This is a genomic window from Bradyrhizobium sp. NDS-1 (assembly GCF_032918005.1).
Lineage (GTDB): Bacteria > Pseudomonadota > Alphaproteobacteria > Rhizobiales > Xanthobacteraceae > Bradyrhizobium > Bradyrhizobium tunisiense.
Genome location: NZ_CP136628.1, coordinates 1930338 through 1954093 on the forward strand (window position 1 = coordinate 1930338; position 23756 = coordinate 1954093).

General features: G+C 65.3%; 21 protein-coding genes. 11 read left to right on the forward strand and 10 right to left on the reverse strand.

From position 1 onward, the window contains the following. Positions 1-41: 41 nt before the first annotated feature. The 3 genes from RX330_RS09155 to RX330_RS09165 form a co-directional block, all read right to left on the reverse strand. Positions 42-1391, reverse strand: coding sequence for a lytic murein transglycosylase (locus RX330_RS09155; RefSeq protein ID WP_317242786.1), 1350 nt, complete (start codon positions 1389-1391; stop codon positions 42-44). An 87-nt stretch (positions 1392-1478) separates the two neighbouring features. Next, positions 1479-3416, reverse strand: a complete 1938-nt coding sequence (locus RX330_RS09160) for a glycosyltransferase family 2 protein (RefSeq protein WP_317243865.1) — start codon at positions 3414-3416, stop codon at positions 1479-1481. Further along, positions 3416-4756 carry an HlyD family secretion protein gene (locus RX330_RS09165; protein WP_317242788.1) on the reverse strand — a complete coding sequence of 447 codons (1341 nt, stop codon included), beginning with the start codon at positions 4754-4756 and terminating at the stop codon, positions 3416-3418. Before RX330_RS09165 ends, RX330_RS09160 begins: the two co-directional genes overlap by 1 nt. 285 nt (positions 4757-5041) lie before the next feature. Here RX330_RS09165 and htpX point away from each other — a divergent pair, with 285 nt between their 5' ends. The 3 genes from htpX (at position 5042) to RX330_RS09180 (ending at position 7348) form a co-directional block, all read left to right on the forward strand. After that, on the forward strand, positions 5042-5977 hold the full coding sequence (htpX, locus tag RX330_RS09170) for a zinc metalloprotease HtpX (RefSeq protein ID WP_212089197.1): 936 nt from the start codon (positions 5042-5044) through the stop codon (positions 5975-5977). 139 nt (positions 5978-6116) lie between these two features. Continuing rightward, positions 6117-6758: a tetratricopeptide repeat protein gene (locus tag RX330_RS09175; protein ID WP_317242789.1), complete on the forward strand. Its 642-nt coding sequence runs from the start codon at positions 6117-6119 to the stop codon at positions 6756-6758. A gap of 200 nt (positions 6759-6958) precedes the next feature. Continuing rightward, entirely contained in the window at positions 6959-7348 is a 390-nt protein-coding gene (locus RX330_RS09180; RefSeq protein ID WP_317242790.1) for a DUF3551 domain-containing protein, read from the forward strand. A 233-nt stretch (positions 7349-7581) separates the two neighbouring features. On the opposite strand, the gene RX330_RS09185 is transcribed toward RX330_RS09180, so the two are convergent. Continuing rightward, positions 7582-7929, reverse strand: coding sequence for a hypothetical protein (locus RX330_RS09185; protein ID WP_317242791.1), 348 nt, complete (start codon positions 7927-7929; stop codon positions 7582-7584). Between the two features lie 161 nt (positions 7930-8090). Next, entirely contained in the window at positions 8091-8891 is an 801-nt protein-coding gene (locus RX330_RS09190) for a hypothetical protein (protein WP_212089210.1), read from the reverse strand. A 226-nt stretch (positions 8892-9117) separates the two neighbouring features. Here RX330_RS09190 and RX330_RS09195 point away from each other — a divergent pair, with 226 nt between their 5' ends. Then, on the forward strand, positions 9118-9411 hold the full coding sequence (locus RX330_RS09195; protein ID WP_027575542.1) for an antibiotic biosynthesis monooxygenase: 294 nt from the start codon (positions 9118-9120) through the stop codon (positions 9409-9411). 163 nt (positions 9412-9574) lie between these two features. Here the strand turns inward: RX330_RS09195 and RX330_RS09200 are convergent, their stop codons facing one another. Then, positions 9575-11020: a short-chain fatty acyl-CoA regulator family protein gene (locus RX330_RS09200; protein WP_212089212.1), complete on the reverse strand. Its 1446-nt coding sequence runs from the start codon at positions 11018-11020 to the stop codon at positions 9575-9577. Positions 11021-11249: 229 nt separating this feature from the next. Between RX330_RS09200 and RX330_RS09205 the strand changes: the two genes are divergently transcribed. From RX330_RS09205 to RX330_RS09215, 3 genes are all read left to right on the forward strand, one after another. Then, positions 11250-12884 carry an isocitrate lyase gene (locus RX330_RS09205; RefSeq protein ID WP_212089214.1) on the forward strand — a complete coding sequence of 545 codons (1635 nt, stop codon included), beginning with the start codon at positions 11250-11252 and terminating at the stop codon, positions 12882-12884. A gap of 30 nt (positions 12885-12914) precedes the next feature. Next, entirely contained in the window at positions 12915-13124 is a 210-nt protein-coding gene (locus RX330_RS09210; RefSeq protein ID WP_018323282.1) for a hypothetical protein, read from the forward strand. Between the two features lie 189 nt (positions 13125-13313). Next, positions 13314-13868 (forward strand): hypothetical protein, encoded by a 555-nt coding sequence (locus RX330_RS09215; RefSeq protein ID WP_212089216.1) that lies wholly within the window; start codon positions 13314-13316, stop codon positions 13866-13868. A 121-nt stretch (positions 13869-13989) separates the two neighbouring features. Here RX330_RS09215 and RX330_RS09220 read toward each other — a convergent pair whose 3' ends face one another. Next, positions 13990-14871: a metallophosphoesterase family protein gene (locus RX330_RS09220; RefSeq protein WP_317242792.1), complete on the reverse strand. Its 882-nt coding sequence runs from the start codon at positions 14869-14871 to the stop codon at positions 13990-13992. Positions 14872-14964: 93 nt separating this feature from the next. On the opposite strand from RX330_RS09220, the gene RX330_RS09225 reads away from it, so the two are divergent. Genes RX330_RS09225 through RX330_RS09240 form a run of 4 tightly spaced genes read left to right on the forward strand, consistent with a single transcriptional unit; the run spans position 14965 to position 18160 of the window. After that, a complete protein-coding gene (locus RX330_RS09225; protein WP_212089220.1) occupies positions 14965-15456 on the forward strand; it encodes an NUDIX domain-containing protein in 492 nt (163 codons plus the stop codon). A gap of 48 nt (positions 15457-15504) precedes the next feature. Continuing rightward, positions 15505-16656: a hypothetical protein gene (locus RX330_RS09230; RefSeq protein ID WP_212089222.1), complete on the forward strand. Its 1152-nt coding sequence runs from the start codon at positions 15505-15507 to the stop codon at positions 16654-16656. Next, positions 16653-17588 carry a glycosyltransferase family 2 protein gene (locus RX330_RS09235; RefSeq protein WP_317242793.1) on the forward strand — a complete coding sequence of 312 codons (936 nt, stop codon included), beginning with the start codon at positions 16653-16655 and terminating at the stop codon, positions 17586-17588. The genes RX330_RS09230 and RX330_RS09235 overlap by 4 nt, the downstream gene beginning before the upstream one ends. Positions 17589-17644: 56 nt before the next feature. After that, the gene (locus RX330_RS09240) at positions 17645-18160 is read left to right on the forward strand and encodes a GNAT family N-acetyltransferase (RefSeq protein WP_317242794.1); all 516 of its coding nucleotides are present in this window, start codon (positions 17645-17647) and stop codon (positions 18158-18160) included. A gap of 208 nt (positions 18161-18368) precedes the next feature. On the opposite strand, the gene RX330_RS09245 is transcribed toward RX330_RS09240, so the two are convergent. The 3 genes from RX330_RS09245 to RX330_RS09255 all read right to left on the reverse strand — a co-directional run bounded on the left by RX330_RS09245 (position 18369) and on the right by RX330_RS09255 (position 23626). Then, positions 18369-20741: a TonB-dependent receptor gene (locus RX330_RS09245; protein ID WP_317242795.1), complete on the reverse strand. Its 2373-nt coding sequence runs from the start codon at positions 20739-20741 to the stop codon at positions 18369-18371. Between the two features lie 142 nt (positions 20742-20883). Further along, positions 20884-21300 (reverse strand): DUF2946 domain-containing protein, encoded by a 417-nt coding sequence (locus RX330_RS09250; RefSeq protein ID WP_317242796.1) that lies wholly within the window; start codon positions 21298-21300, stop codon positions 20884-20886. A gap of 262 nt (positions 21301-21562) precedes the next feature. Beyond that, positions 21563-23626: a hypothetical protein gene (locus RX330_RS09255; protein ID WP_212089233.1), complete on the reverse strand. Its 2064-nt coding sequence runs from the start codon at positions 23624-23626 to the stop codon at positions 21563-21565. Between the last annotated feature and the right edge of the window lie 130 nt (positions 23627-23756).

Below are 23756 nucleotides of genomic sequence, written 5' to 3' on the forward strand. Positions count from 1 at the left end.
GGAAATCTCAGGAGAAAACCTGAGCCACTCACATGGGAGCCTCATGGAAAAATACAATCGCAGACAGCGGCTTGTGCGATGCGAAAATTCTTTCGCACCGTCGCCTGGGGCTGCGCCTGCGCCGTGCCGCCCCGCATGCGCGCCAGCAACTCCGCAGTCGGCCAGGAATCGGCGGGCAGGCCGAACTTGATCTGCATCGCCTTCACTGCAGTGCGGCTCAGTTGCCCCATTACGCCATCGACCTTGCCGACATTGAAGCCGGCGCGGACGAGGTGCTGCTGCAACTCCTTCAGCTCGTTGAGCGGCAGTTGCGCAACCGGCACGGCGGGCTGCCGCATCGGCGGGGCGCCGGCGATGCGGCTGGCGAGATAGGCTGCGGTGGTCGAATAGATCAGTGAGTTATTCCACTCGGTATAGGCCGCGAAATTCGCATAGGCGAGAAAGGCTGGCCCGGTACGACCCATCGGCAATAGCAGTGAGGCGGGCAGGTCGTCGTTCGGCAGCGGCCGGCCATCGGGATAGGTGACGCCGAGTTGCGCGAATTTTGCGCGCGGCAGTTTGATCGTCAGGTCGGCTTGGTCCCACGGAAAGTTCGTGGGCGCGCGCACTTCCTGCAGCCACGGCTCGCCACGCCGCCACTTCAGTCCGTTGGCGATGTAGTTCGCGGTCGAGCCGATCACGTCGGGCGCGCTGCGCAACAAGTTGGGATGGCCGTCGCCGTCATAGTCCACTGCATAGTTGAAATAATGCGTGGGCAAAAACTGCGTCTGCCCGAGCTCGCCCGCCCAGGAGCCGATCATCTCGGATGGTGAGAGATCGCCGCGGTCGATGATCTTGAGAGCCGCGATGGTTTCCTTCTGAAACATCTCGGAGCGGCGGCAGTCGTAGGCCAACGACACCAACGAGGGCAGCGTATGCAGCGTGCCGAGCTCGGCGCCAAAGCTGCTCTCCAATCCCCAGAACGCAGCGATGACCGCCGGCGGCACGCCATATTCTTTCTCGGCGCGGGCGAACGCCGCCGCATGCATCTTGATGCGCGCCTGAGCGTTCCTGGCCGCGCCCTCCGACGCTCGGTTGCGCGAGAATTCGGTGAACACCTGGCCGAACACGCGCTGGCCGCGGTCGCGGTTGACGATGCTCTGGTCGTAGGTGAGGTATGGCGCGGCCTCGGCGAGCGCGCGCTGCGACACCCCGGCCGCGATCGCCTGCTGCTTCAGGTCGGCCAGGAAGCGATCGAAGCTCGCGCCGTTGTGGCATGAAGCCGCGCGCGGCGAAGGGGCAGCGGCCTTCGGCGCTGCGGGCCTTGCGGGAGGCGGGAGCATTTGAGCGGAGGCGGTGGCTGTGCACGCGACAAGCGCGACGGCCGCGATCAGAAATCGGGTCTGGACCATAGGTGTTCCGGTGAGGGGGTCGAGCGTGGATTCGTCCGAAGTCTAGGTGAAGTGATGGCCTCGGGCCATCACTTCCTCGTCGCCCGCCTAGCCGAACAGCCGCATCAGCAGCGCTTTCCCGACCGGGAGCGCCCTGACGCCCCGGAAGGCGCGAACATATTCGCCCGCATAGAACGCCCTGATCGCGTGCACGCGCGTATCCATGCCTTCCTCGAATCGCACGGCGAACCCGTCGGTGGTTCGCCGCACCACGATGGCCGCGATTGGGCGGCCATAGATCCGGCATTCGATCGTGCTGCCCGGCGCCGGCGGATCGGGATCGATCAGGCGAGCGCCCGTGATGGAGATGTCGGCGAGCCGCGCGAGATGCGACCTGCCGTCCTGGCGCACCAGGACCGGTTCATTGCGGTTGAACCGTTCCGCCTTGCGCTTGCGCGGTTGCTCGATGCAGACGAAGCAGACCACGGTGAGGATGAGCGCGTTGTAGAGACTCCAGGCCAGCGCCAGTCCGCCATAGGCGATGTTCTCGCCGCGCTGCTGCAGGACGAAAGCATACGCGATGGACGCGAGCGTGATGAAGAGTGCGCAGCCATAGATCCGCAGCAGCGGCCATTCGACGAAGCGCCGGTCGCGGTCGCCGCCTTTGGCGGTGACCTTGAACTTGTGTCCCTTCGGTTTCAGCAGGCCGGCGGCAACGGCCTTGAGCACGGCGGGCGCGGCGATGAGCTGTGAGACATCCGTCATCATCGCCAGCGAGCGGCCGCGCGACAGCCAGGCCATGCTGAGGCCGTTCCAGACATAGAACGGCAGGAAGACGCGCAAGAGCTCGTTGAGGTCGGCCCGCACCGCCTGGATGCCGAAAAGCAGGAACAGCCAGGGCACCACCAGGCCCGCCACCTTCGAGGTGTAGACCGCGGACCAGCTCATGAAGGCGTCGACCAGCGAGAGCCGGTCGATGAAGGACAGCTTCGAACTCCGCGAGAGCGGTCCGCTGCGGCCGCGCACGATCTGCATCAGGCCGAGGCACCAGCGGGCGCGCTGGGTGATGTATTCCTTCAGCCCTTCCGGCGCGAGCCCGATCGTCAGCCGCTCGTTGAGATAGATCGTGTTGAGGCCGTATTCCTTCAGGCGAAGGGTGACGAGGTAGTCTTCCGTCACCGAATCGGTCGGAAATCCGCCGATCTGCATCAGCCCGGCATAGCGGATGAGGGAGGAGGTCCCGCAGCAGAACGCAACGCCCCAGGCATCCTTGGCCGGCAGCAGGATGTCGAAGAAGAAGCGCTGCTCGTCGGGCCACACGTCGGTCGCAGCGAGATTGGTCTGGATCGGGTCGGAATTGATGAAATGCTGCGGCGTCTGCACCACGCCGACCGAAGCATCGTCCATGAGCGAGGCGGTTCGTGCGAGGAAGTCGGGCCGCGGCACGAAGTCCGCATCGAGAATGGCGACGAATTCCGGCCGCTCCGGCAGCGCGCCGACATGCTTGAGGGCGTGATTGATGTTGCCGGCCTTGGCGTGGTGGTTGTCGGGCCGCGTCAAATAATGGCAGCCGAGCTCGCCCGAAAGCCGACGCAGCCAGGGCCGCCTGCCGTCGTCGAGCACCCAGACGCGATAATGGCCGTACGCCATACCGGTCGCGCCGATGATGGTGCGCTCGAGGATCCCTCGTTCCTCGTTGTAGGTGCAGATGAAGACGTCGATCAGCGGTGCGCGAGGATCGCCGGCGCTGCTGTGAATCTTCGCGGTGCCGGTGCGGTCGCGCGTGCGGCTCAGGAACAGCAACGACAACGCGACCGCGACCAACGAGGCCGCTTCCAGCAGCATGAAGGGGTAGCCGATCAGGGCATCGACGGTCAGGTGCGGCGGCGGGAGCGTCGAGGTGACGCGCCAATGGAGATAACGCAGCAGCAAGGTCACCGACACGATGGCCAGGAGCGAGCGCGCCATCGTGCTGTCGCGCCTCAGCAGCGGCACGATCGCCATGAAGGCGCCGAGCGCGATCAGCCCGGGCGTCAGCGCCATCATCACGGTGCGGTCTCGTGCCGGGCAAACACGACGCGGCCTGTGCGTCCGACGGTGCAGGCGCCGGCCGCCGCATCGTGCGATGCCACGGTCACGCGATAGGGCTCCTTGCTCAGCGCATCCGGATTGATGGCGAGATTGGCCGGCGCACCGGCCGCGCCGGTCAGGTTGGCCACCGTGCCGGAGATCGGTTCACCGCCGTCATTCGGCTCGAACGTCGCGCGATCGCCGAGCTGCAGGCGGTTGTAGACGCTCTCGGTGACGTTGGCGGTGATGACGGCGCCGCTGCAATCGAGCACCTTGAGCAGGGGCTGCCCGGCCTGCACGTCCTCGCCGGGTGAGGTCATCATCTCCCAGACGCGTCCCGTGACGGGTGTCGTGATGTTGGCTTCGGACAGATCGGCGAAGCGGACCTCCTCGACGATGATCTCGTTGGCGAGCCAGGCGATCTCGGTGTCAGTGCGCGACAGATCGGCTTCGAGGTCGCCGGCACGCTGACGCATCTCCTCCTCGCGCTGCACCGAGCTTGGCCGGTCGTTGTAGCTGTCGCCGAGGAACGAGCCGTTCTGTGCGGCGGTGAGTTCGACTTTGGCGGCATCCAGCCGCTTGCGCGCGCCGAGTTCGGTTTGCTGCGACACGGAGAGCTCGCGCGTCAGCCGCGCCAGCTCGACGGTCGAGACATTGCCGGTTTTGGCCAGTGAGGATGCGCGCTCGACGGCGGCGCTGGCTTCGTCCCGCCGCGCCGCCGCCGCCTCGATCGAGGTCTGGATCTCGGCAATGCGAGCCTCGAGCTGAAGCACGCGTCCGTCGCGGAATTGGGCTGCCTGCCGCGCCAGGTCCTTTTGCGCGGCCTGCGCCGAGGCGAGCTTGACAGCAAGGCTGGGCCGGTCGTTCTCCAGGCGCGACTTCTGTCGCCGGAGATCGTCGAGCCGGGTGCGATCGCCGCGCGAGTTGACGACACGCAGGACGACGGTTCCGGCCTCTAACCGGGCCTGGTCAGTCACGCGCTGCGCGGCAGAGACGCGGCCACCGATGGGTGCGCGCAAGGTGACGAGGCGGGAATTCAGCACGGCCTCGACGCTCGAATATTCCCAGATCGCGCGCAGCGGTAGCCAGCCAAAAACGGCGAGGATGGCAAGTCCGATGGCGATCTTGGCGCCGCGCCGCAGGTGCGGCCACCGGCGCCCTGGCTCCGGCTCCGTCTGCGCATCGGACGTTTGCTCGGGCTCGTCATGCGCGAATAGTTGCGTGTGCAGCGCCTCCTGCAAGCCCTTGGCGTCAGCTTTGCTCTCGGTAGGGGAGGGGGTGGGGTCGACCGGAGCGGCACCTGAGCGGTCCATCATGATGGTCACCTTGCTGACGAGATGCCAACGGAACCGGTCAATGCGCAAGAACCCTGCGACGTGCCCGGTTACCGCGGATTAAGTCGACGCCGCGCTTTCCAGGTTACTAACCGTCCACGTGTGTTTTGGTGTAAATCCCCGTCAAGGTTTAGCGACAGCGGAAAGGCTGCCGCACTGCCGTGGATCTGCGGCTCGGCGACGCACGAACCTTGCGGTCGCCGGCGGCATCCATATTTTCGCTGGAGCCGGCCGAAGGTTCGCCCGCGGCCGCCCCAGGAGACGGCCATGAACTATTTCCGCACCGCAATGCTGCTCGCAGGCCTCACTGCCCTGTTCATGGGCGTCGGCTATCTGATCGGTGGCGCCTCCGGCGCCGTGATCGCGCTGGTCATTGCCGCCGCGACCAATCTATTCACCTACTGGAATTCCGACCGCATGGTGCTCTCGATGTACGGCGCCCATGAGGTCGACCGCAGAAGCGCGCCGGAACTGGTCGGGCTCGTCGCCGAGCTTGCGGGCCGCGCGGGCTTGCCGATGCCGCGGGTGTTCCTGATGGACGAGGCGCAGCCCAACGCGTTCGCGACCGGCCGCAATCCTGAGAACGCCGCGGTTGCCGTCACGACCGGCCTGATGAACCAGCTCAGCCGCGAGGAGCTCGCCGGCGTGATCGCGCACGAGCTTGCGCATATCAAGAATCACGACACGCTGCTGATGACCATCACCGCGACCATCGCGGGCGCCATCTCCATGCTCGCTCAGTTCGGCATGTTCTTCGGCGGCAATCGCGAAAACAACAACGGCCTGGGCATCGTCGGCTCGATCCTGATGATGATTCTCGCGCCGCTGGGCGCCATGCTGGTGCAGATGGCGATCAGCCGTACCCGTGAATACGCGGCGGACAATCTCGGTGCCCGCATCGCGGGACAACCGATGTGGCTGGCTTCCGCGCTGGTGAAGATCGAGGGCGCAGCGCATCAGGTGCCGAACTATGACGCCGAGCGCAATCCCGCGACCGCGCACATGTTCATCATCAATCCGCTGTCGGGCCACGGTGTGGACAATCTGTTCGCCACCCATCCCTCGACCCAGAACCGCATCGCGGCGCTCCAGCAGCTGGCGGCCGAGCTCGGCGCGCGGGCGGCGCCGTCGGTCGGGGCCAACGAGAATTATCCGCCCCGAGGCCCGTGGGGCCGCTCATCTTCACGCGGCCCTTGGGGCTGATGCGAAAACCGGCTGGAATTTTGCATCCCGCTTTGTGACCTGGCGCACACTGGATCGTTCGAGCCGGTGTTAACACCCCGGCAAGACCAATTCTTCGAAAGGGGATGCGTGGCCGGCCCAATGCCGGCCGCCGTCGAAGATGACCAGAACTGCCGTACCATTGCTGATCGTCCTGTGTGTCCTTGCCGGCCTGTCCACGCACATGGTCGTCAATTGCGGTGACGAGGACGATCCCGACATCTGCTCGGCGGTGATCGGCTTCTCGCCGCTCCGCGGCTCGCTGATCGCCTTTGCCTATGAGGGGCGCGGACGGATCGCGCTGCGTCATGGCGACTTCAAGCGGGCGATTGCCGATTTCGACGAGGCCATTCACCTCAATCCCAACCGCGCCTCGCTCTATCGCGAGCGCGCGCTCGCGCGTCGTCAGAACGGCGATCTCGAGCTCGCCATCGCCGACTATGACGAGGCGATCGCGCATGATCCCAAGCGCGCTGCGCCCTACCACCAGCGTGGTCTTGCGCTCGCCGCCACCGGCGATCTCGATCGCGCCATCCTGAGTTACAACACGGCGGTCCGCCTCGATCCGTCGGATGCCCTGGCCCGCCTCGACCGCGGCCTGGCATTCCTCGCCCGCGGCCAGGCCGACGATGCGCGCGCCGATTTCGAGGCGGCGCTGGCGCTACCTGCAGGCAAAGACGGCCGCGCGCGCGAGGCTGCGCGCGAAAAGCTCGCCGAGCTCGCGAGCGCCGAGCCGACCCGGATCGCCGCGCCGGGAAGGTGAGGGGAGCAGCGTTCACCGCCCACAGCGCCTTGCTCTGGTCGGAGAGGGGTGGCTCGCCCTGGAGCGGCGAGAGGGGCGATGGATGCGGCCGGTAAGACTGTCGCGGCCGCGGGCGTTTGAACCAATGCCCCAGAATTGATTTGGATCAACGCTGATTGCGCCCAGACTGCACCCTGTGTCGTGCAACCTTGGAGGTTCCAATGCGGAAATGGGCTTTCATGATTCTGACGGTGAGTATCGCCCTGACAGCGGGGCACGCCCGGGCCCAAACATACGACCCGGCTTTTCCGGTTTGCCTGTACGTCGTTTCGTTCGGAATGACCCCGTACTATCGATGCAGCTACATGACGATGGACCAATGCAGGGCGTCGGCGAACGGTCAGATGTGCGTCCTCAATCCCTATTACGCAGGTCCGGCCAGAGGAGGCAAACGGGGTCAGCATCGTCAAACCTACGCACCACCTCGGCCGCCGGTGCACTACCGGGCCTCACCGTACAATCAACACTATGAACCGTATTATGGAGCGTCGCAGGGCTACGCGCCGGGCGAGAAGGAACGATTTCTCCAAAGTGTGAGAAGCTTTATGTGACGGATCGACGGTGTGTAGCGCACGTGTGCCAGCCCGCGGGCCGGGGGGCAGCTTCGTACGTCGTGGGCGACCCTATCGCGGCGGACCTGCGGAAGCACGCCGCCCAAATGGCGAGTCGTAAACGAACGACGCTGCAGCGGAGGCCCGCGAGCCGACCAGACGGGAGATGACAAGAAAAGCCGACGCGTGCTCCCGGGATGACAAGCAGCGCCGGGAGCGCGGAAGAGCAACGGCTACTTCGTCTTTTTCGCTTTGGCTTTCTTCGCGGCCTTCTTCTCCGGCTTCTCCTTCGCCTTCTTCTCCACCTTCACCGCAACGGGCGTGCTGGCGGCAATCCGCATCGACCGCGCGTAGCTGTCGGCGACGTTGTCGGCGGACATCTGGAGGCGCTTGGCGGCGGCGGTGGCCTGCTCCATGGTGGCCTTGGCCATCATCTTGAAGCGGTCGGCGGTTTCCTTGCCCTTGGCCTTGACCGCAAGGCCGTTGAAGCGATCCCGCCGCTCCTTGGCGCGGGTCATCAGGCCCGTATGCAGCTGTCTGGCCAGTTGCCGGATCACGACATCCAGGTCGGCGTCCGCCATGTTCTCTTATCCCCTTCGAAAAACGGTATCGATGCGGGCGGGACTATGCAGATCAGGCCCCGCCTTGGCAATTCCCGCCGGGGCGTCATCCGCAGCTTCCCGCGGGCCAAAACAAAAAAGCCGCGCATGCCGCGCGGCTTTTGAACGTTTCGGGAGGCGCCTCACTTCAGCGAGGCCACCGGTCCGTTTGCCGCCGCGGGCTCGGGGTCGAAGCCGAACACGCCGACCAGATATTTGTAATAATCCGGCATCTTCTCCTTGAGCGCCTCGCGCGACTTCGGGTCGTGGAATTCGCTTTTTCCGGCCAGGAAGATGCTGGCGGTCACGGCAAAGAACTCCATCGGATTCTTCATCGCATAGGAGTCCTTGGGGAGAAGATCCTTGGACTTGGCAAGCGCGTAATAGGCGATCACGCCCTTGTTGGCATAGCCGTCCGGCAACAGCCGGGCGTGATAGGCGTGCAGCAACTCGTGCAGCAGCACGGCTTCCTTCTCATACCGCATCATGTCCGGGCGCAGCATGATCACGCCGAGCCCGGAATCGACCGCGAGGTCGACGGCGTTCGGGTTGGTCCAGCGCTGCTTGTTCGGGTCCCACACCGTGAGCGTTCGTGGCGCGGAGCGGTGAATCTCTGGCGTGACCCGGCCGTAGCACGCGGTCGCGGCGCCTTCGTCGAGACAGGCCAGCTCGCTCGCGACGATCGGCACGGTATGGAAGAAACGCAGCACGCGCGGCGAAAGGCCAGCGCCTTCGACGAGATCGATCTGCTGCTTCAGATTGTCGGTGAGCTTGTCGACGTCCTTGCGGTCGGAATTCTCCGACAGGTCGAACATGTAGCCGCGGTAGCTCTGGAAGCCCGGCGGCAGCGGCTGCGCTGCGCCGGCATCGAGCGAGCCAGCATGGGATGGACTGGCGAAGAGCGCGCCGACGATGGTCGCGGTCAGCAGCAACGCAATGCGCATGATGAACCCCCTGATGTCACTTCGCCCGGAAGAATAGGTCACCGGTGTTTGCGAAAAGTGAGTGGGGCAAGACTAAGGCACCGATGTTGAGGCGTGCTTAATCCTTGGTTACAGATCGCAGCAGTGGATTAGGGCAGGGTTAACCAAGCATGGATTGGCGGGGCGCTTCGGCGTAACATCGTTCCGGGCAACAAGCCCCTCATCACGAGCCGGAAGGGAGGATGCCATGTATGCCGCCATCCGTCAGGCCAAGGCGAAAAGCGGGAGTGCGGAAGAGCTGGCGCGCAGGATCAAGGACGGCGCCGTTCCGATCATCAGCGACGTCGACGGCTTCCGCGCCTATTACGTCGTCTATGCCGGCGACGACACGGTCACCGCGATCTCGATCTTCGACAAGTTCGAGCAGGCCGAGGAAGCCAACAAGCGCGCGATCGCCTGGATCGAAAAGGATCTCGGCCCGCTGCTGGCCGGGCATGCGAGCGCCGCCGCGGGCCCCGTGATCGTGCATACGCTGGCGTGAGGTGCTGGCTGTCGCCACGCATTCAACTGTGATCGCCCGGCTTGACCGGGCGATCCAGTACTCCGTGGCGGCAGTGATGGGGCCGATAGGCCGCGGCGTACTGGATGCCCCGCTTTTGCGGAGCATGACAGCGGAATGAGCGGTATGTGCCTTCCGTCAAACCTCACAATTCCCGCGCATTCGAGAACGCGAAGCTCGACACCCGCCGCGTCGTCTCGTCCAGGATAAGCGTGCGCGTAATCGGCGGCTCGGCGCGCTGGGCGCAGTTTTCGCGCTCGCACAGGCGGCAATTGACGCCGATCGGCGTGCCCTCGGTTTTCTCGAGGTCCATGCCGGCGGCATAGGTCAGCCGCGCGGCGTGACGGATCTCGCAGCCGAGGCCGATGGCGAAGCGCGGTTGCGGCAGCGGGTGCGGCGCGACGGGACGGCGCACCATCTGCGCGATCGAGAAATAACGCGTGCCGTCGGACAGCTCGATCACCTGCTTGAGCAGGCGATCCGGCGTGTCGAAGGTCGAGTGCACGTTCCACAGCGGACAGGTGCCGCCGAACTTCGAGAACGGGAAGGTGCCGGACGAGAAGCGCTTGGAGACGTTGCCGGCATTGTCGACGCGCAAGAGGAAGAACGGAATGCCGCGCGCGTTCGGCCGCTGCAGGGTGGTGAGGCGGTGGCAGACCTGCTCGAAGCCGGAATTGAAGCGCTGCGCCAGCACGTGGATGTCGTAATTCAGGGCTTCGGCCGCGGCCAAGAATGCCGGATAGGGCATCATCACGGCGGCGGCAAAGTAGTTGCCGAGCGTGATGCGGAACAGGCGGCGCGGCGCGTCGTCGAGCGGGCCGGCGCGGCCGATGATGGTCTCCAGGGCTTGCGCGCATTCCCCTAAGCCAAGCTGGAAGGCGAGCTGGAAGGCGCGGCCGGGCGGATCGACCAGCTCGGAGATCAGCAACTGGCGGCGATGACGATCGAACCGCCGGAGCGTCTCGCGCATCACGTCGACAGGCATGACGCGGGTCTGGATCGAATGCTTTTCACGCAGCCGCGCCGCGAGCGCTGCATAGAGTCCCTCGGCCGGCACGTTCAACTCGTCGCGAAGATTCTCCGCGGCCTGTTCGAGTTCCGGGAAGTAGTTGCGGTTGGCCTCGATCAGCTCGCGCACGCGCTCGACCGGATTGGCCTCATAGCGGGTGCCGACATCGCGGTCGGCCATCTGGGCGGCGGCCAGCGTCTCGCCCTGGCGGGCCTCGGCGTAAGCGGCGTAGAGCCGCTGCAGGGCATGGGTGACGCCGGGGCAGAGCTCGGCGAGGTCGCGCAGCTCCTGCTTGGGAACGTCGATCTGGCGGAACAGCGGATCGGAGAAGATCTCGTTGAGCTCGGCGAAGAAACGGTCCTCGTCAGCGGTGGCCAGATCGCGCAAATCGAGGTCGTAGGTCTCGGCCAGCCGCAGCAGGATCTGCGCCGTCACCGGGCGCTGGTTGCGCTCGATCAGGTTGACATAGCTCGGCGAGATCCCGAGTCCCTCGGCGATCTGGGTTTGCGACAGCCCCAATTGCTGCCGGATCCTCCGGAACCGCGGGCCGACGAAGAGTTTCTTGCCGGAATTGGCGGGCATTCTCAGATCTCCCGGGACCGCAAAAAGGGCAGTTTTGCTGACCTATATGTTACAAGATTTACAAAATAACATCTATTACATGTTCTGATGTTACATGACATCACCAATAAAAAACAAGCCATCTATACGAAGTTTCTGTTTTCGCGTTTAGCTCCTGACACGCATCTCGCAATGCACTGTCAAGAATGTCGATGGCAAGCCAGCCATCGTCAGCGAAAGGATCAGGCACATGAACTACCAGCCGCGCGGCATCAGCACCCTTCAGGGCCCGGGTTCGTATCAGGACGAAGTCAAGGCGGCCCGGGCGCTCCTCGAGACCCAGCCGACCTGGAACGGCGTGTCGGCCGAGGCCGTCGCACGCATGCGCCTGCAGAACCGCTTTAAGACCGGTCTCGACGTTGCCCGCTACACCGCGGCGCTGATGCGGGCCGACATGGCCGCCTATGACAACGATCCGACCAAGTACACCCAGTCGCTGGGCTGCTGGCACGGCTTCATCGCCCAGCAGAAGCTGATCTCGGTCAAGAAGCACTTCGGCGGCAGAACCGATCGCACCTATCTGTACCTCTCGGGCTGGATGATCGCGGCGCTGCGCTCCGAGTTCGGCCCGCTGCCCGACCAGTCCATGCACGAGAAGACCTCGGTGCCGGCACTGATCGAGGAGCTCTACACGTTCCTGCGTCAGGCGGATTCGCGTGAGCTCAACGACATCTTCCGTCTTCTCGACAAGGCGCGCAAGGAAGGCGACCAGACCCGCGAGAAGGAGCTGATTGCGAAGATCGACAACTTCCAGACCCACGTCGTGCCTGTCATCGCCGACATCGACGCCGGCTTCGGCAATGCCGAGGCGACCTATCTGCTCGCCAAGAAGATGATCGAAGCGGGCGCCTGCGCGCTCCAGATCGAGAATCAGGTCTCGGACGAGAAGCAGTGCGGCCACCAGGACGGCAAAGTCACCGTGCCGCATGACGTCTTCCTCGCCAAGATCCGTGCCTGCCGCCACGCCTTCCTGGAGCTCGGCGTCGAAGACGGCATCGTCGTGACCCGCACTGATTCGCTCGGCGCCGGCCTGACGCAGCAGATCGCCGTCAGCCACAAGCCCGGCGATATCGGCGACCAGTACAACAGCTTCCTGGATTGCGAGGAAGTGACGGCGGAGAACGCCCGCAACGGCGACGTCATCATCAATCGCAACGGCAAGATGATGCGTCCGAAGCGGCTGCCTTCGAACCTCTATCAGTTCCGCCCCGGCACCGGCGAAGACCGCTGCGTGCTGGACTGCATCACCTCGCTGCAGAACGGCGCCGACCTGCTCTGGATCGAGACCGAGAAGCCGCATATCGAGCAGATCGCCAAGATGGTCGATCGGATCCGCAAGGTCGTCCCGAACGCGAAGCTGGCCTACAACAATTCGCCGTCGTTCAACTGGACCCTCAACTTCCGTTGGCAGGTCTACGACGCGATGAAGGAAGCAGGCAAGGACGTCAGCAAGTACAACCGTGCCGAGCTGATGAAGGCGGAGTACGACGATACGCCGCTGGCCAAGGAAGCCGACGAGCGCATCCGCACCTTCCAGGCGGATTCGGCCAAGCGTGCCGGCATCTTCCACCATCTGATCACGTTGCCGACCTATCACACGGCAGCGCTCTCGACCGACAACCTCGCCCGTGAGTATTTCGGCGAGCAGGGCATGCTGGGCTACGTCAAGAACGTCCAGCGCGCCGAGATCCGTCAGGGCATCGCCTGCGTGAAGCACCAGAACATGGCCGGTTCCGACATCGGTGACGACCACAAGGAGTACTTCGCCGGCGAGGCTGCCCTGAAGGCGGGCGGCGCCCACAACACGATGAACCAGTTCGGCTAACGCAGCACGCACCGAAACAGGAGACTGACAATGACCAAAGGCAGCAATTTCTGGGTGATCGGCGGCGAGTTCGGCTCGATGAACTTCCACAAGCTGGTGGAAGGCTCGGCCCAGGTGCAGGGTCCGTTCAAGACCCGCAAGGAGGCCGAGGACGCCTGGCGCACGGTCTCGGAAGAGAACCGCCATAAGGCCGGCGTCCGTTTCTCGATCGTGGAAGAGCCGTCGCGGGTCTCGGCCTGACGGCTGCCTGAAGATCTAAGAAGACGTCCAAGGACGGAGGGTCCCATCCGGCGCAAGCCGGGTGGGATCGTCTGTTTTTGGCACAGGTGAATGGCCTGTGGGCGCCGTAAGCCTCTGGAATTGTGGGCCCTTTGCGGGCGTATTGGTTGCTGATAGGTTAACGGAGGAAAGTCGAGGACGAGGCCGACAATGTCAGAGCCCGAGACCAGCGGGATCCATCCCGGCCAGCCGCGCCCGGTGCGGCTGCGCGATGCGCTGCTGCGAGCGCGGATCGAGGCCGCCGACCGGACCGGCGTGGTGGTCGATCTCAGGGACGCCGAGGTCGCGCGACTCGAGATCCTCAACGACGCCCTCGATCCGCTGTTCGCGCAGGTGCCTGACAAGATCGACCTGTTCGACCGCGGCATCAGCCAGGGCGATACGCCGAGACTGTGGATCGACGTCGTCGCGCACATCGTGATGGGGCGCGACAAGAGGATGTACCGCTTCGTCCAGGACACCCGCTTCGGCCGCATCGTGCTCGCCGAATCACACGACACCATCGTGATCGTCGAGGCCGTCACCGACTACGTCGCGCGCCGCATGGTCGAGCGCGAGCATGCGATGGTGGTCCCGCCCGAACCGAAACCCGAGGTCGCGCCCCCGCGGCGACGCTCGCGCGTGTGGCCGTTCGTGTTCGGCTTCATTCTCGGCGCTGCCGCGTTGTTTGGCGTCGCCGTGGTGGCCGCCTTGCGGAGCTGGTGAGGCTCTCTCCATCGTCATTCCGGGGCGCGCGAAGCGCGAACCCGAAATCCATTCATCAGCACGTAGTGCGGCTCGATGGATTCCGGGTTCATGCTTCGCATGCCCCGGAATGACAGCGGGGCTAAATCAACCTCACATGCTTGATCTGCCCAATCTGCAATCCCGCTCTCAGGCTCCGCACCGTCTGCTCGCACCGCCAGCCGGCATTGTCCTTCTCGATCGTGAACAGATTATACGCCGCCGCGGGGTAGCGCCCATGCGCGAGCGCGGAGGCTGAGGGCACGCCAAGCGCGGGAATCTTGCCGTTCGGCCCCTCGAACCACATCGTCGAATGAATGTGGTCGTGCCCGTGCAGGATCAGCTCGACGCCGTGGCGCTTGAGCAGGGCCAGCAGCGCGGCCGAATCTGTCATCCGTTTCTGCCGCGCACCGGACTTCAGCGGATGGTGCACCAGCAGCACGCGGAAGACGTCCTCGGTCGCGAGCCGTTCGAGCACTGCTGCGAGCGAGGCGAGCTGATCGCGGCCGAGCGTGCCCGTCGCCATCAGCGGCATGGTCGGGACCGCCGTCGACAGGCTGATCAGCGCGAGCGGCCCGCGCCGGCGCACGGACGGAAAGCCGATCTTGCCGTCATCGTCCGCAAGATAGGGGGCAAACGTCTCGCCGAAGCGATGCGAGGTGGCGCGAACATAGGCGTCGTGATTGCCGGGAATTGTGGTGACGCGGTCGGGCGGGCCGACGCCCTCGAGCCAGGCGCGGGCAGGAGCGAACTCGGCTTCCAGCGCCAGGTTGACGAGATCGCCGGTCACCGCGATGTGGTCGGGCACCTGCGCCTTCATGTCGGCCACCAGCGCGTCGAGCACCTCGCGGCGCTGGTACTTGTGGCGGTTGCGCGTCCAGTTGACATAGCCGAGCACGCGCTTGCCCGCGAGCTCGATCAGCTGCGGCTTCGGCAAGGGCGGCAGATGCGGATCGGACAGATGGGCGAGCGTGAAAGGGGCCATGGCGCGCGATTGCCTCGCTATTGCTCCACTGTAATGGCAAGGTCGCAGGCAACGTGCAAGCGGGGCCCGGGACAACGGCCTCGAGGAAGCCTGATGGAAGATCGTCTGAACAGCGTTCGCAGGAAGTTCGAGCCGTTGCTGCGGCGAATCTTCCACGCCTATTTCCTGGTCGTCCGCGCCATGACGCTCGGAGTCCGCGCCGTGGTGCTGGATCATGAGAATCGGGTGTTCCTGGTCAAGCACAGCTACGTCAGCGGCTGGTACCTGCCCGGCGGCGGCGTCGATTTCGGCGAGACCATGGAAGAGGCGCTGCGCCGCGAGCTCAAGGAGGAGGGCGACATTGATCTGGTCGGAGATGCCGTGCTGCACGGCATCTTCCTCAACAGCCACGTCTCCCGCCGCGACCACGTCGCGGTTTACGTGGTCAGGCAGTTCAGCCAGGACCGCCTGCCCGAGCCCAATCGCGAGATCGTCGAGTGCGGATTTTTCGCAGTCACGGCGCTGCCGGAGGGGACCACGCCCGGGACGCGGCTGCGGATCGCGGAAGTCGTGGGCGGACAAGCTCCGATTGCGACGTGGCGCTGACGGCGGCTTGTGCTAGTAACCGGATCCTACGGATTCCGCGGACCCCGGATGAAGATTGCCAAACTCGCCTTCGGCCTGATCTGCCTTGCGATCCTTGCCAGCAACATCGTCACGATGTCGCGCTGGAGCGAGGCGCGCGGCGTCTATGACGACATCTGCTATCTCCGGCAGGCGCATCTATTCCAGCGCCTCGGCATCGGTGGGCTCAACACCAACGCCGCGTTTGATTACGATGATTATGCCAAAGGCAAGTGGAAGGAAATTTCGTACGCCGAGTGGCAGGATCCGACGCGCTGGCCGTGCCACAATCCGATGCCGGGCGGCAAGATCGTGATTCAATATCCGCCCGGCACGGGATTCCTGCTGGCGCTGTTTCCGGAAGGCAATCAGGTGGTGCCGCTCTACATTGCCGCGAGCCTGATCGTCTGCGGCCTCGCGCTATCGGGCATCTTCTTGGCGCGCACGCTGCCTTCGATAGTGGGCGCGGGCCTGTTCGGCGCTCTGGCAATCTATCTCATGATCAACCCGGCGAAGGCGAGCTATTCGATCGCGCCGACCATGGCGGTGTGTGCCGTCGCGGGATTTCTGACCGCGCTGTGGCTGACGAGGCAGAAGCGCAGTCTGCTGCTGCTCGCGCTGATCGGCCTTCTGCTGGGAGCCTCCGTCAGTTTCAGGCTGCCGAACGCGCTGCTGCTGGCTGGTTATTGCCTGTTCCTGGCCGTTGCGTTCCTGCGATCGCGGACGGTCGCGGATTTCATGCAGGGGCTCGGCTTCGGTGTTGGTGCCCTCGTCGGTATGACGCCGACATTGCTTGCCCAGGCCGTCAACGCCGGCAGCCCCCTGGCCACCACCTATGGCAGCGTCGACGCGGTCGCGCCGGCCTTCGATCTTGCCGTCCTCGGCCAGTATCTACGCGACACGCAGTCCGCGCTGATCGTGCTGGCGATCGGCTCTACGGCCTGGTTCTTGCGGGTGGGCGAGGGGAGCGTGCGGCAGGTCGCGCTCGTCGTCGCCGGTAATCTCGTCGTCAACCTCGTCTTCTTCCTGAGCCATCCGATCTTCACACCCTATTACATCGTGCCGATCGCGATGCTGTCGCTGTGGAGCGTCTCGTTCGCCTGGCTGATGCAGCCCGAGCAGGCGCGGCAGGCCGCGCTGCTCGCGCGCGAGCCGGCAAGCCTCGGGGTGCCCTCGCGATGACCTCAACGCAACTTCGCATCGCGGTGCTGGTGCCATGCTACAATGAGGAAGCGGCGGTCGCGACCGTCGTTGCCGACTTCCGCAAGGCGCTCCCTTCGGCCGAGATCTATGTCTACGACAACAATTCGCGCGACCGTACCGCGGCAGCCGCGCGCGAAGCTGGCGCAATCGTGCGCAGCGAGCGGCGGCAGGGCAAGGGCCACGTCGTGCGCCGCATGTTCGCCGACGTCGAGGCCGACGTCTATGTGCTGGTCGACGGCGATGCCACCTACGATGCGCCGAGCGCGCCGCGCATGATCGACAGGCTGCTCGATGATCAGCTCGACATGGTGGTCGGCCTTCGCGTCGATCAGGACCAGGCCGCCTACCGGCTCGGCCACCGTACCGGCAACCGTATGCTGACCGGCTTCCTGGCGTCGACCTTCGGTCACACGTTCAAGGACATCCTGTCCGGCTACCGCGTGTTCTCGCGCCGCTTCGTCAAATCCTTCCCGGTCCTCTCCGACGGCTTCGAGATCGAGACGGAGCTTGCGGTCTACGCGCTGGAATTGTCGCTGCCGGTCGCCGAGATCGAGACTCCCTATTACGCGCGCCCGGAAGGCTCGTTCTCCAAGCTCAACACCTGGCGCGACGGGTTTCGTATCTTCGGCACCATGCTGAAGCTCTACCGTTCGGAGCGGCCGTTGCGCTTCTTCACGGTGATCGGAATCCTGCTGGCGCTGGCCTCGGTGACCCTCGCGATCCCGATCGTGATCACCTTCATCGAGACCGGTCTCGTGCCGCGCCTGCCCACCGCGGTGCTGTCGATGGGCTTGGCGATCATGGCCCTGCTCTCGGTGTCGTCGGGACTCGTGCTCGACACGGTGACGCGAGGACGGCGGGAAGTGAAGATGCTGGCCTATCTGTCCCAACCGACCTTGAAAAGGAGCTGAGCGCCGTCGCTGCCCAATGGACCGCGCTGCGTTGAGGTGCTATCCCGCGAATTGACATGACCGATCTCTCACTGACCATCCTTCCCGAGGCCGCCGGCGACGCCCAGTCGATCGAGCGGCTGCATGAACGCACCTTCGGTCCCGGCCGCTTCGTGCTCAGCGCCTACCGGATTCGCGAGCACGTCGACCATCTGCTCGAATTGTCCTTCACGGCCCGCATCGGCACGCTGCTGGTCGGCTCCGTCAGGCAACTGCCCATCCTGATCGGCGACACGCCCGCGCTGCTGCTCGGGCCGCTCACGGTCGAGCCGCCGTTCCGCGGCCGCGGTGTCGGCCGTCTGTTGATGGAGCGCGCGCTCAAGGACGCGAAGGCGAAGGGCCACCGTCTCGTGCTGCTGGTCGGCGACGAACCCTATTACAGCCGTGTCGGCTTCAAGCCGGTCCCCAAGGGCCGCGTCACCATGCCGGGCCCCGTCGACGCCGCGCGTATCCTGGTGTTCGAGCTCGTCGACGGCGCCTTCGAGGGCGTGTCGGGCCCGGTCGGCCCCGACTGGAGCAAGGCGCGGGCGTAATAGCGCGACGACGTTGGCATGATGAGGGCGTGAGCGCCGCCTCGTACTTCGTCATCGCGAGCGGCTTGTCCGCCATAGCTCGAAGAGCGACGGCGGAAGCGAAGCAATCCAGAATCTTTCCACACGACAGTCTGGATTGCTTCGTCGCAAGGGCTCCTCGCAATGACGGTGTAGGTCGGGGCCCGCGGGCCCCGGCCTTGATCCACGCTCAGAACTTGAAGTTCGCGAACGCCCGCACGCCAATGCCGGGCATCAGCACCTCGTCCTTGGTGTAGGACACCGAGTTGCGGATGTTCTCGTTGAGCAGGTTGTTGCCGAGAAGGCCGACCAGCATCTCGCGCGCGCCGAATGGATTGGGGTTGAGCTTGGTCCTGTAGCTGACCTCGGCCTTCAATAGATTGTAGCCTGCCGTCGGCGTCTCCGCGATCACGGCGACGTTGTTCTGGGCGAAGGCATGCAACAGGTTGACGCGCATCAGCCAGTTGTCGTCGCGCCAGAACAGGCCGCCGCCCATTCTGAGCGGGGGAATCCGCGGCACGTTGGTGCCGTCAGAGAAGGTGGCGCGGACGAAGTCGATCTGGTTCTCGATGCCCCAGATGCCGCCCTGGAACGCGCCGACGTCGAGCTGCGACTGGAATTCGCCGCCGCGGAAGGTTGCGTTCCGCTGCGTATAGACCGCCTGGTTCAACTCGCCATCCGGCGCGCCGCAGGATGCGAAATCGTCATCGCACCGCACGCCGGTGAGGCGACGATAGATGAAATTGTCGAAATGCGTGTAGTAGACGGTTGCCTCGAAGCGGAACGGGCCCGTCGCACGGCGCACGCCGACTTCGACAGATTTTGCGGTCTCGATGGTGAGGTTCGGGTTGCCGATGTCGAAGGTTGCCGTCGCGTCGTGGCCGCCGCGGGAAAACAGCTCGGCCGCCTTCGGCGCGCGTTCGACATATTGCGCGGTGATGCTGCCGACCATGCCGCCGGGCAGATCCTGCAGCAGGCCGATGCTGCCGCTCTTGGGCGTGAAAGACGGGTTACGCCCGATCGCTGCCTGGGGCGTGCCGTCGGGCAGATAGTCCGCCGGGAAATTAGGCGTCGTGCCGTGCAGCTCGACATGTTCGATGCGGCCGGCGATCTGCGCCCGGGTCGCCTCCGTGAATTTGAACTCGTTGAAGGCGTAACCGGCAACACGGTTGCTGTTGCTGGGATCCAGCAAGCCGTTGAAAAGCGCACCGGGATCGTTGGGGCTCGACGCGCTCAGTTCCTGATGGCCGACCTGGAAGCCCAGCGCCGTCGTCACCTCGGCGAAGCGCGCGTTGAACGGCATCAGCTGCACCTCGGTGCGGATCTCCTGCTCCCTGTTGGTGAAAGTCTGCTGAATACCGTCGCTGGTGAGATCGGCCGGATCGCCAAGCCCGATCTCGTGATGCCTGTAGTCGGTCGCGCCGGCCCAGAACCGGACAGCATCGATGGCTGCAGCGTCCGGGCGGTACTCGCCCTTGACGTTGATCTTGGTCTGGTGCGCGTCGATCCGCGTGTTGTGGTCGGAAGCCTCGATACCGGGGATGTGGTAGAGCGAGTCGTTCTGCGTGATCGACGCGCCGATATAGCCGCCCTGGAAGAAATAGGAGCCGCCGATCGAGGCACCGTACGAGCGCGTCGCCGAGTTGGGCTGGCGACCGTTCACCGGCCGCGTCTGGTCGAACAGATACGGATAGCCCGGGATGTGATAGTCGGAAGTCGTCCGGCCATAGGCGTCGGCATGGAACGCGAAATTGCCGCCGCCGGTATCGAGGAGCACGCCGCTTTCAACGCCGCGATCGACCGAGCTGACCGCGGTCCGCGTCTCGGCCGTCACGCAAGGCGCCGAGGCGGCGCCGGCGAGCGGCGCCTTGACCGGCAGGCCATAGCTCTGGAACGGGGCGCCGCAGTTCGGCAGCGCATCCGGAATGCGATTGTTGGTGGCGCTGACGACGCCGCCGATCGAGGTCGAACCGTAGCGCAGAGCGGCGGGGCCGCGCACCACTTCGATCTGGTTGGTCGCGAGCGGATCGATTGGAACGAAATGATCCTCGCCGAGATCGGAGACGCCGCCGGCATTGGTGCCGTTCTCGATGATCCCAACGCGGTTGACGTCGAGGCCGCGGATGATCGGCCGGCTGGAGGCGCCGGGCGCAAAGCTCGAGCCGGTGATGCCGGGCTTGGAGAACAGGAGATCGCCGAGCTGACCGCCGCCCTCGCGGCGGATCTCCTCGTTCGGCACCACGGTGACCGTCGCGAACTGGTTGGTCACAATAGGCAGCACGCCCGGTTGGGGCGCGGCGGATGCCGGCGTCGCCGGCGTTGCTTCCGCCGCCGTTTGCGCGGGGTTGCGCACCCGCGCGGTCCGCGTGCCGCGGCCTGGGTTGCGGGACGTCACCGCCGCTCTGCGCACGATCGGGCTCGGCGCCGTCACGGTGACGGCGGGGATCTCGGTCGACGATTGGTCTTGCGCAGGCGTTTGTGCGAAAACGGGTGTGGCGGCAGCACCGAGCAGGAGCAGGCTTGCTCCGCCAAGACGCTGCGCGCGCCGCGATTTGAATGACATGATCCTGATTCCAGCCAGGCCGTCCGCATAGTGTTCGATGATGGGAGGCGGCCCGCCGTCGCAGCGCGACGGAATTCGACTTCAACTTCTCCCAGGCATTCGCCGATGCGCGGCGAGGCTGGGCGTGATCAGACGTTGGAGGTCAGGACGCGGGAGGGGCGCGGGGCTGGAATGCCGTGCCGGCCGATTTCAGATGGATGAATTCGGCATCTGTGGTGCGGTGGAGCAGTTCGATCGCCTGCGGCAGCAGCAGCACGGGCGGCGTTGCCGATATGATCGTGCCCGCCATCGCAATGATGGCGCAGATCGCGCAATTGTCCTCGGCCGGATGCTCGCGGTCGGGGCTCGAGGGCGACTGCTTGTGAACCGCTGTGCGGTCGATCGCAGCGACGTCCTTGGCACTGTCCTTGGCGCCGTCGGTCTGCTGCAGCGAGGATTGAGCAAGGGGAGCGGCCTGGGCGAACCAATGGCTGTGGCCGAATGTCAGCGCGAACTGCACCAGCATCGCGAACAACGCGAGCCGGGTGCCGTGCCTGATATTCGACCGGAACCACTTCATCTGAAAACGCCACCCCCACACCGGGGCGCCAATCTCAGGACGCCGCGATGTTATAATGTAACATCGCCTGACCAGTCGTTGGATGTCAACGGCCGGTCGGGGCTGCCGCTGCGGCGGCCCGCTGGATGTGTCCTCCGGGCAACTAAATCGGGATGGGGCTGGGTTGAGTCTGCAACCGCGGGGTGGTTCAGCTCTCCGGCGTGCGTGCGGGGGAGGTCGGGGCGAAGCGCCCCGTTGCAATCAAGACTGATGGCATCGCGCCTCAGCGCCCTTCGCGCACCCAGGTTGCGGCAAACGCGCCGAGCAACAGCAAAAGGCCGATCACGCCGGCGAAGATCGGCAGCACGCCGACGCCTTTCACCACGCTGGCATCGCGCATTCGCACGCCCATCCAGCCGTCGCCATGGAACATGCCCACCGAGCGCACCGGCAGGATGCGCGGCAGCTCAACGCTTGAACCGCTGGCCACGCGGACGGCGTCGCCGCCGGTCGCCTGGGTCAGCGGCTTCAACGTCTCGGTGGTGGAGGTGACTTCCGAAAATTCCCTCGGGTTGGTCGGACCGACGTTGATCAGCGCCTTCAGCGTGCCGTCGGTGGCCTGCCACAGGCCGAGCTCGCTCGCGGGAAGACTGGCGCGCCACTCGCCGGGATCGGCAGGTGCGAGCGTCAGATCGTGCGTCGCGCCCGATGGCGAGGTGACCTTCACCGGCGGGACGCTGTCAGCCATGGTCTGGCGCACCACGACGAGGTCCTTGGCCTGTACCTGCAGACGCAGCGCCTCCTCGTCGAGATCGGGCTGCTTCATCAGCCAGTGTGACATCCGCCGGAGCAGATCGAGATGCGGGCCGCCGCCCTCATAGCCGCGCGCCCACAGCCAGATGTGGTCGGACAGCAGCAGTGCGACGCGGCCCTCGCCAAAGCGCGACAGGAAAAGGAGCGGCTTGCCGTCGGCCCCCGTCATCACCGGCGGGTTGACGGAATTGCGGGTGTCGACCGTCCTGAAGAAGCGGCTCCAGCGCGGCGGCTCGCTTCCGGAGCCCTCCAGGGCGCGGGTCACGGGGTGGCGTTTGCCGATGTCGGACAGATGCGCATAGAACGGCTTTTCCGTCACGCCGACAGGTTCGGCCGGCAGCACCGAATCCAGCGGCGTGCGCCAGATGCTGGTGTTGGAGGCGTAGTCGGGACCGGCCGAGACCAGCACGGCGCCGCCGCCGCGCACATAGCGCGCGATGTTGTCGAAATAGGCGATCGGCAGCACGCCCTGACGGGCGTAGCGGTCGAAGATGATCAACTGGAATTCGTTGATCTTCTGCTGGAACAGCTCCCGGGTCGGAAACGCGATCAGCGACAATTCGTTGATCGGCGTGCCGTCCTGCTTCTCCGGCGGACGCAGAATGGTGAAATGCACGAGGTCGACGCTGGCGTCGGACTTGAGCAGATTGCGCCAGGTGCGCTCGCCCGAATGCGGCTCGCCCGAGACCAGCAGCACCCGCAGCTTGTCGCGCACGCCGTCGATGGCGACGACGGCGCGGTTGTTCACCGGAGTCAATTCGCGTTCGAGCGGCGAGGCTTCGATTTCGACGATGTTCGGCCCGGCATGCTTGATGTCGACGTCCACGCTCGCGGCCTGGCCGCTCGACAGCGTGCGCTCGTTGATGACTTCGCCATCCCTGCGGACCGTGACCCGGGCGCGCTCGCCGGTGACGCCCTGGTCGTCGAGGCGGTAGCTGATGGTCTGGGTCTGTCCGACGATGCCGAAGCGCGGCGCCGCCGTGATCGCGATGCGGCGATCGCGCTCGTCCTTCTGCCCGGTGATCAGCGCGTGCACCGGCGCCTGGAAGCCGAGCGCGGCGGCGTTCGCCGGAACGTCGTGGACGCGGCCGTCGGTGATCAGGAAGGCGCCGGCGACGCGGTCGACCGGCACGTCCGACAAGGTCGAGGCGAGGGCGCCGAACAGCTTGGTACCGTCGGTCTCGCCGTCGGCCTGTCCGGCGTCGACGACGCGGACTTCGAGGCCCTTGATCTTCTTCAGGCTGTCGACCAGCGCCTCCTGCGCCTGCGCGGCCTCACGATTGCGGTTGCCGAAATTCTGGCTCGGGCTCTTGTCGACGACGACGGCGGCAACCGAGGTGAGGGGATCGCGGTCCTCGCGGGTGAAGGAGGGGTTGGAGAGCGCCAGCAGGAACAGCGCCAGCGCGGCGACGCGCACGGCGGCGCCGCGTGCGCGCGCGAACAGCAGCACGAGCGCGACGACGACGATCGCGGCGAGCGCGATCCAGAGGACGATCGTGGGGACAAGCGGCGTGAACGCAATGCCGTAATTCATGGCGTCACTCTCTCGGCATCGTCATGGCCGGGCTTGTCCCGGCCATCCACGCCTTGCCACACGGCACGAGGAACATGGATGCCCGGGACAAGCCCGAGCATGACGGCTTCATGTTGGCGAGCATCCAATC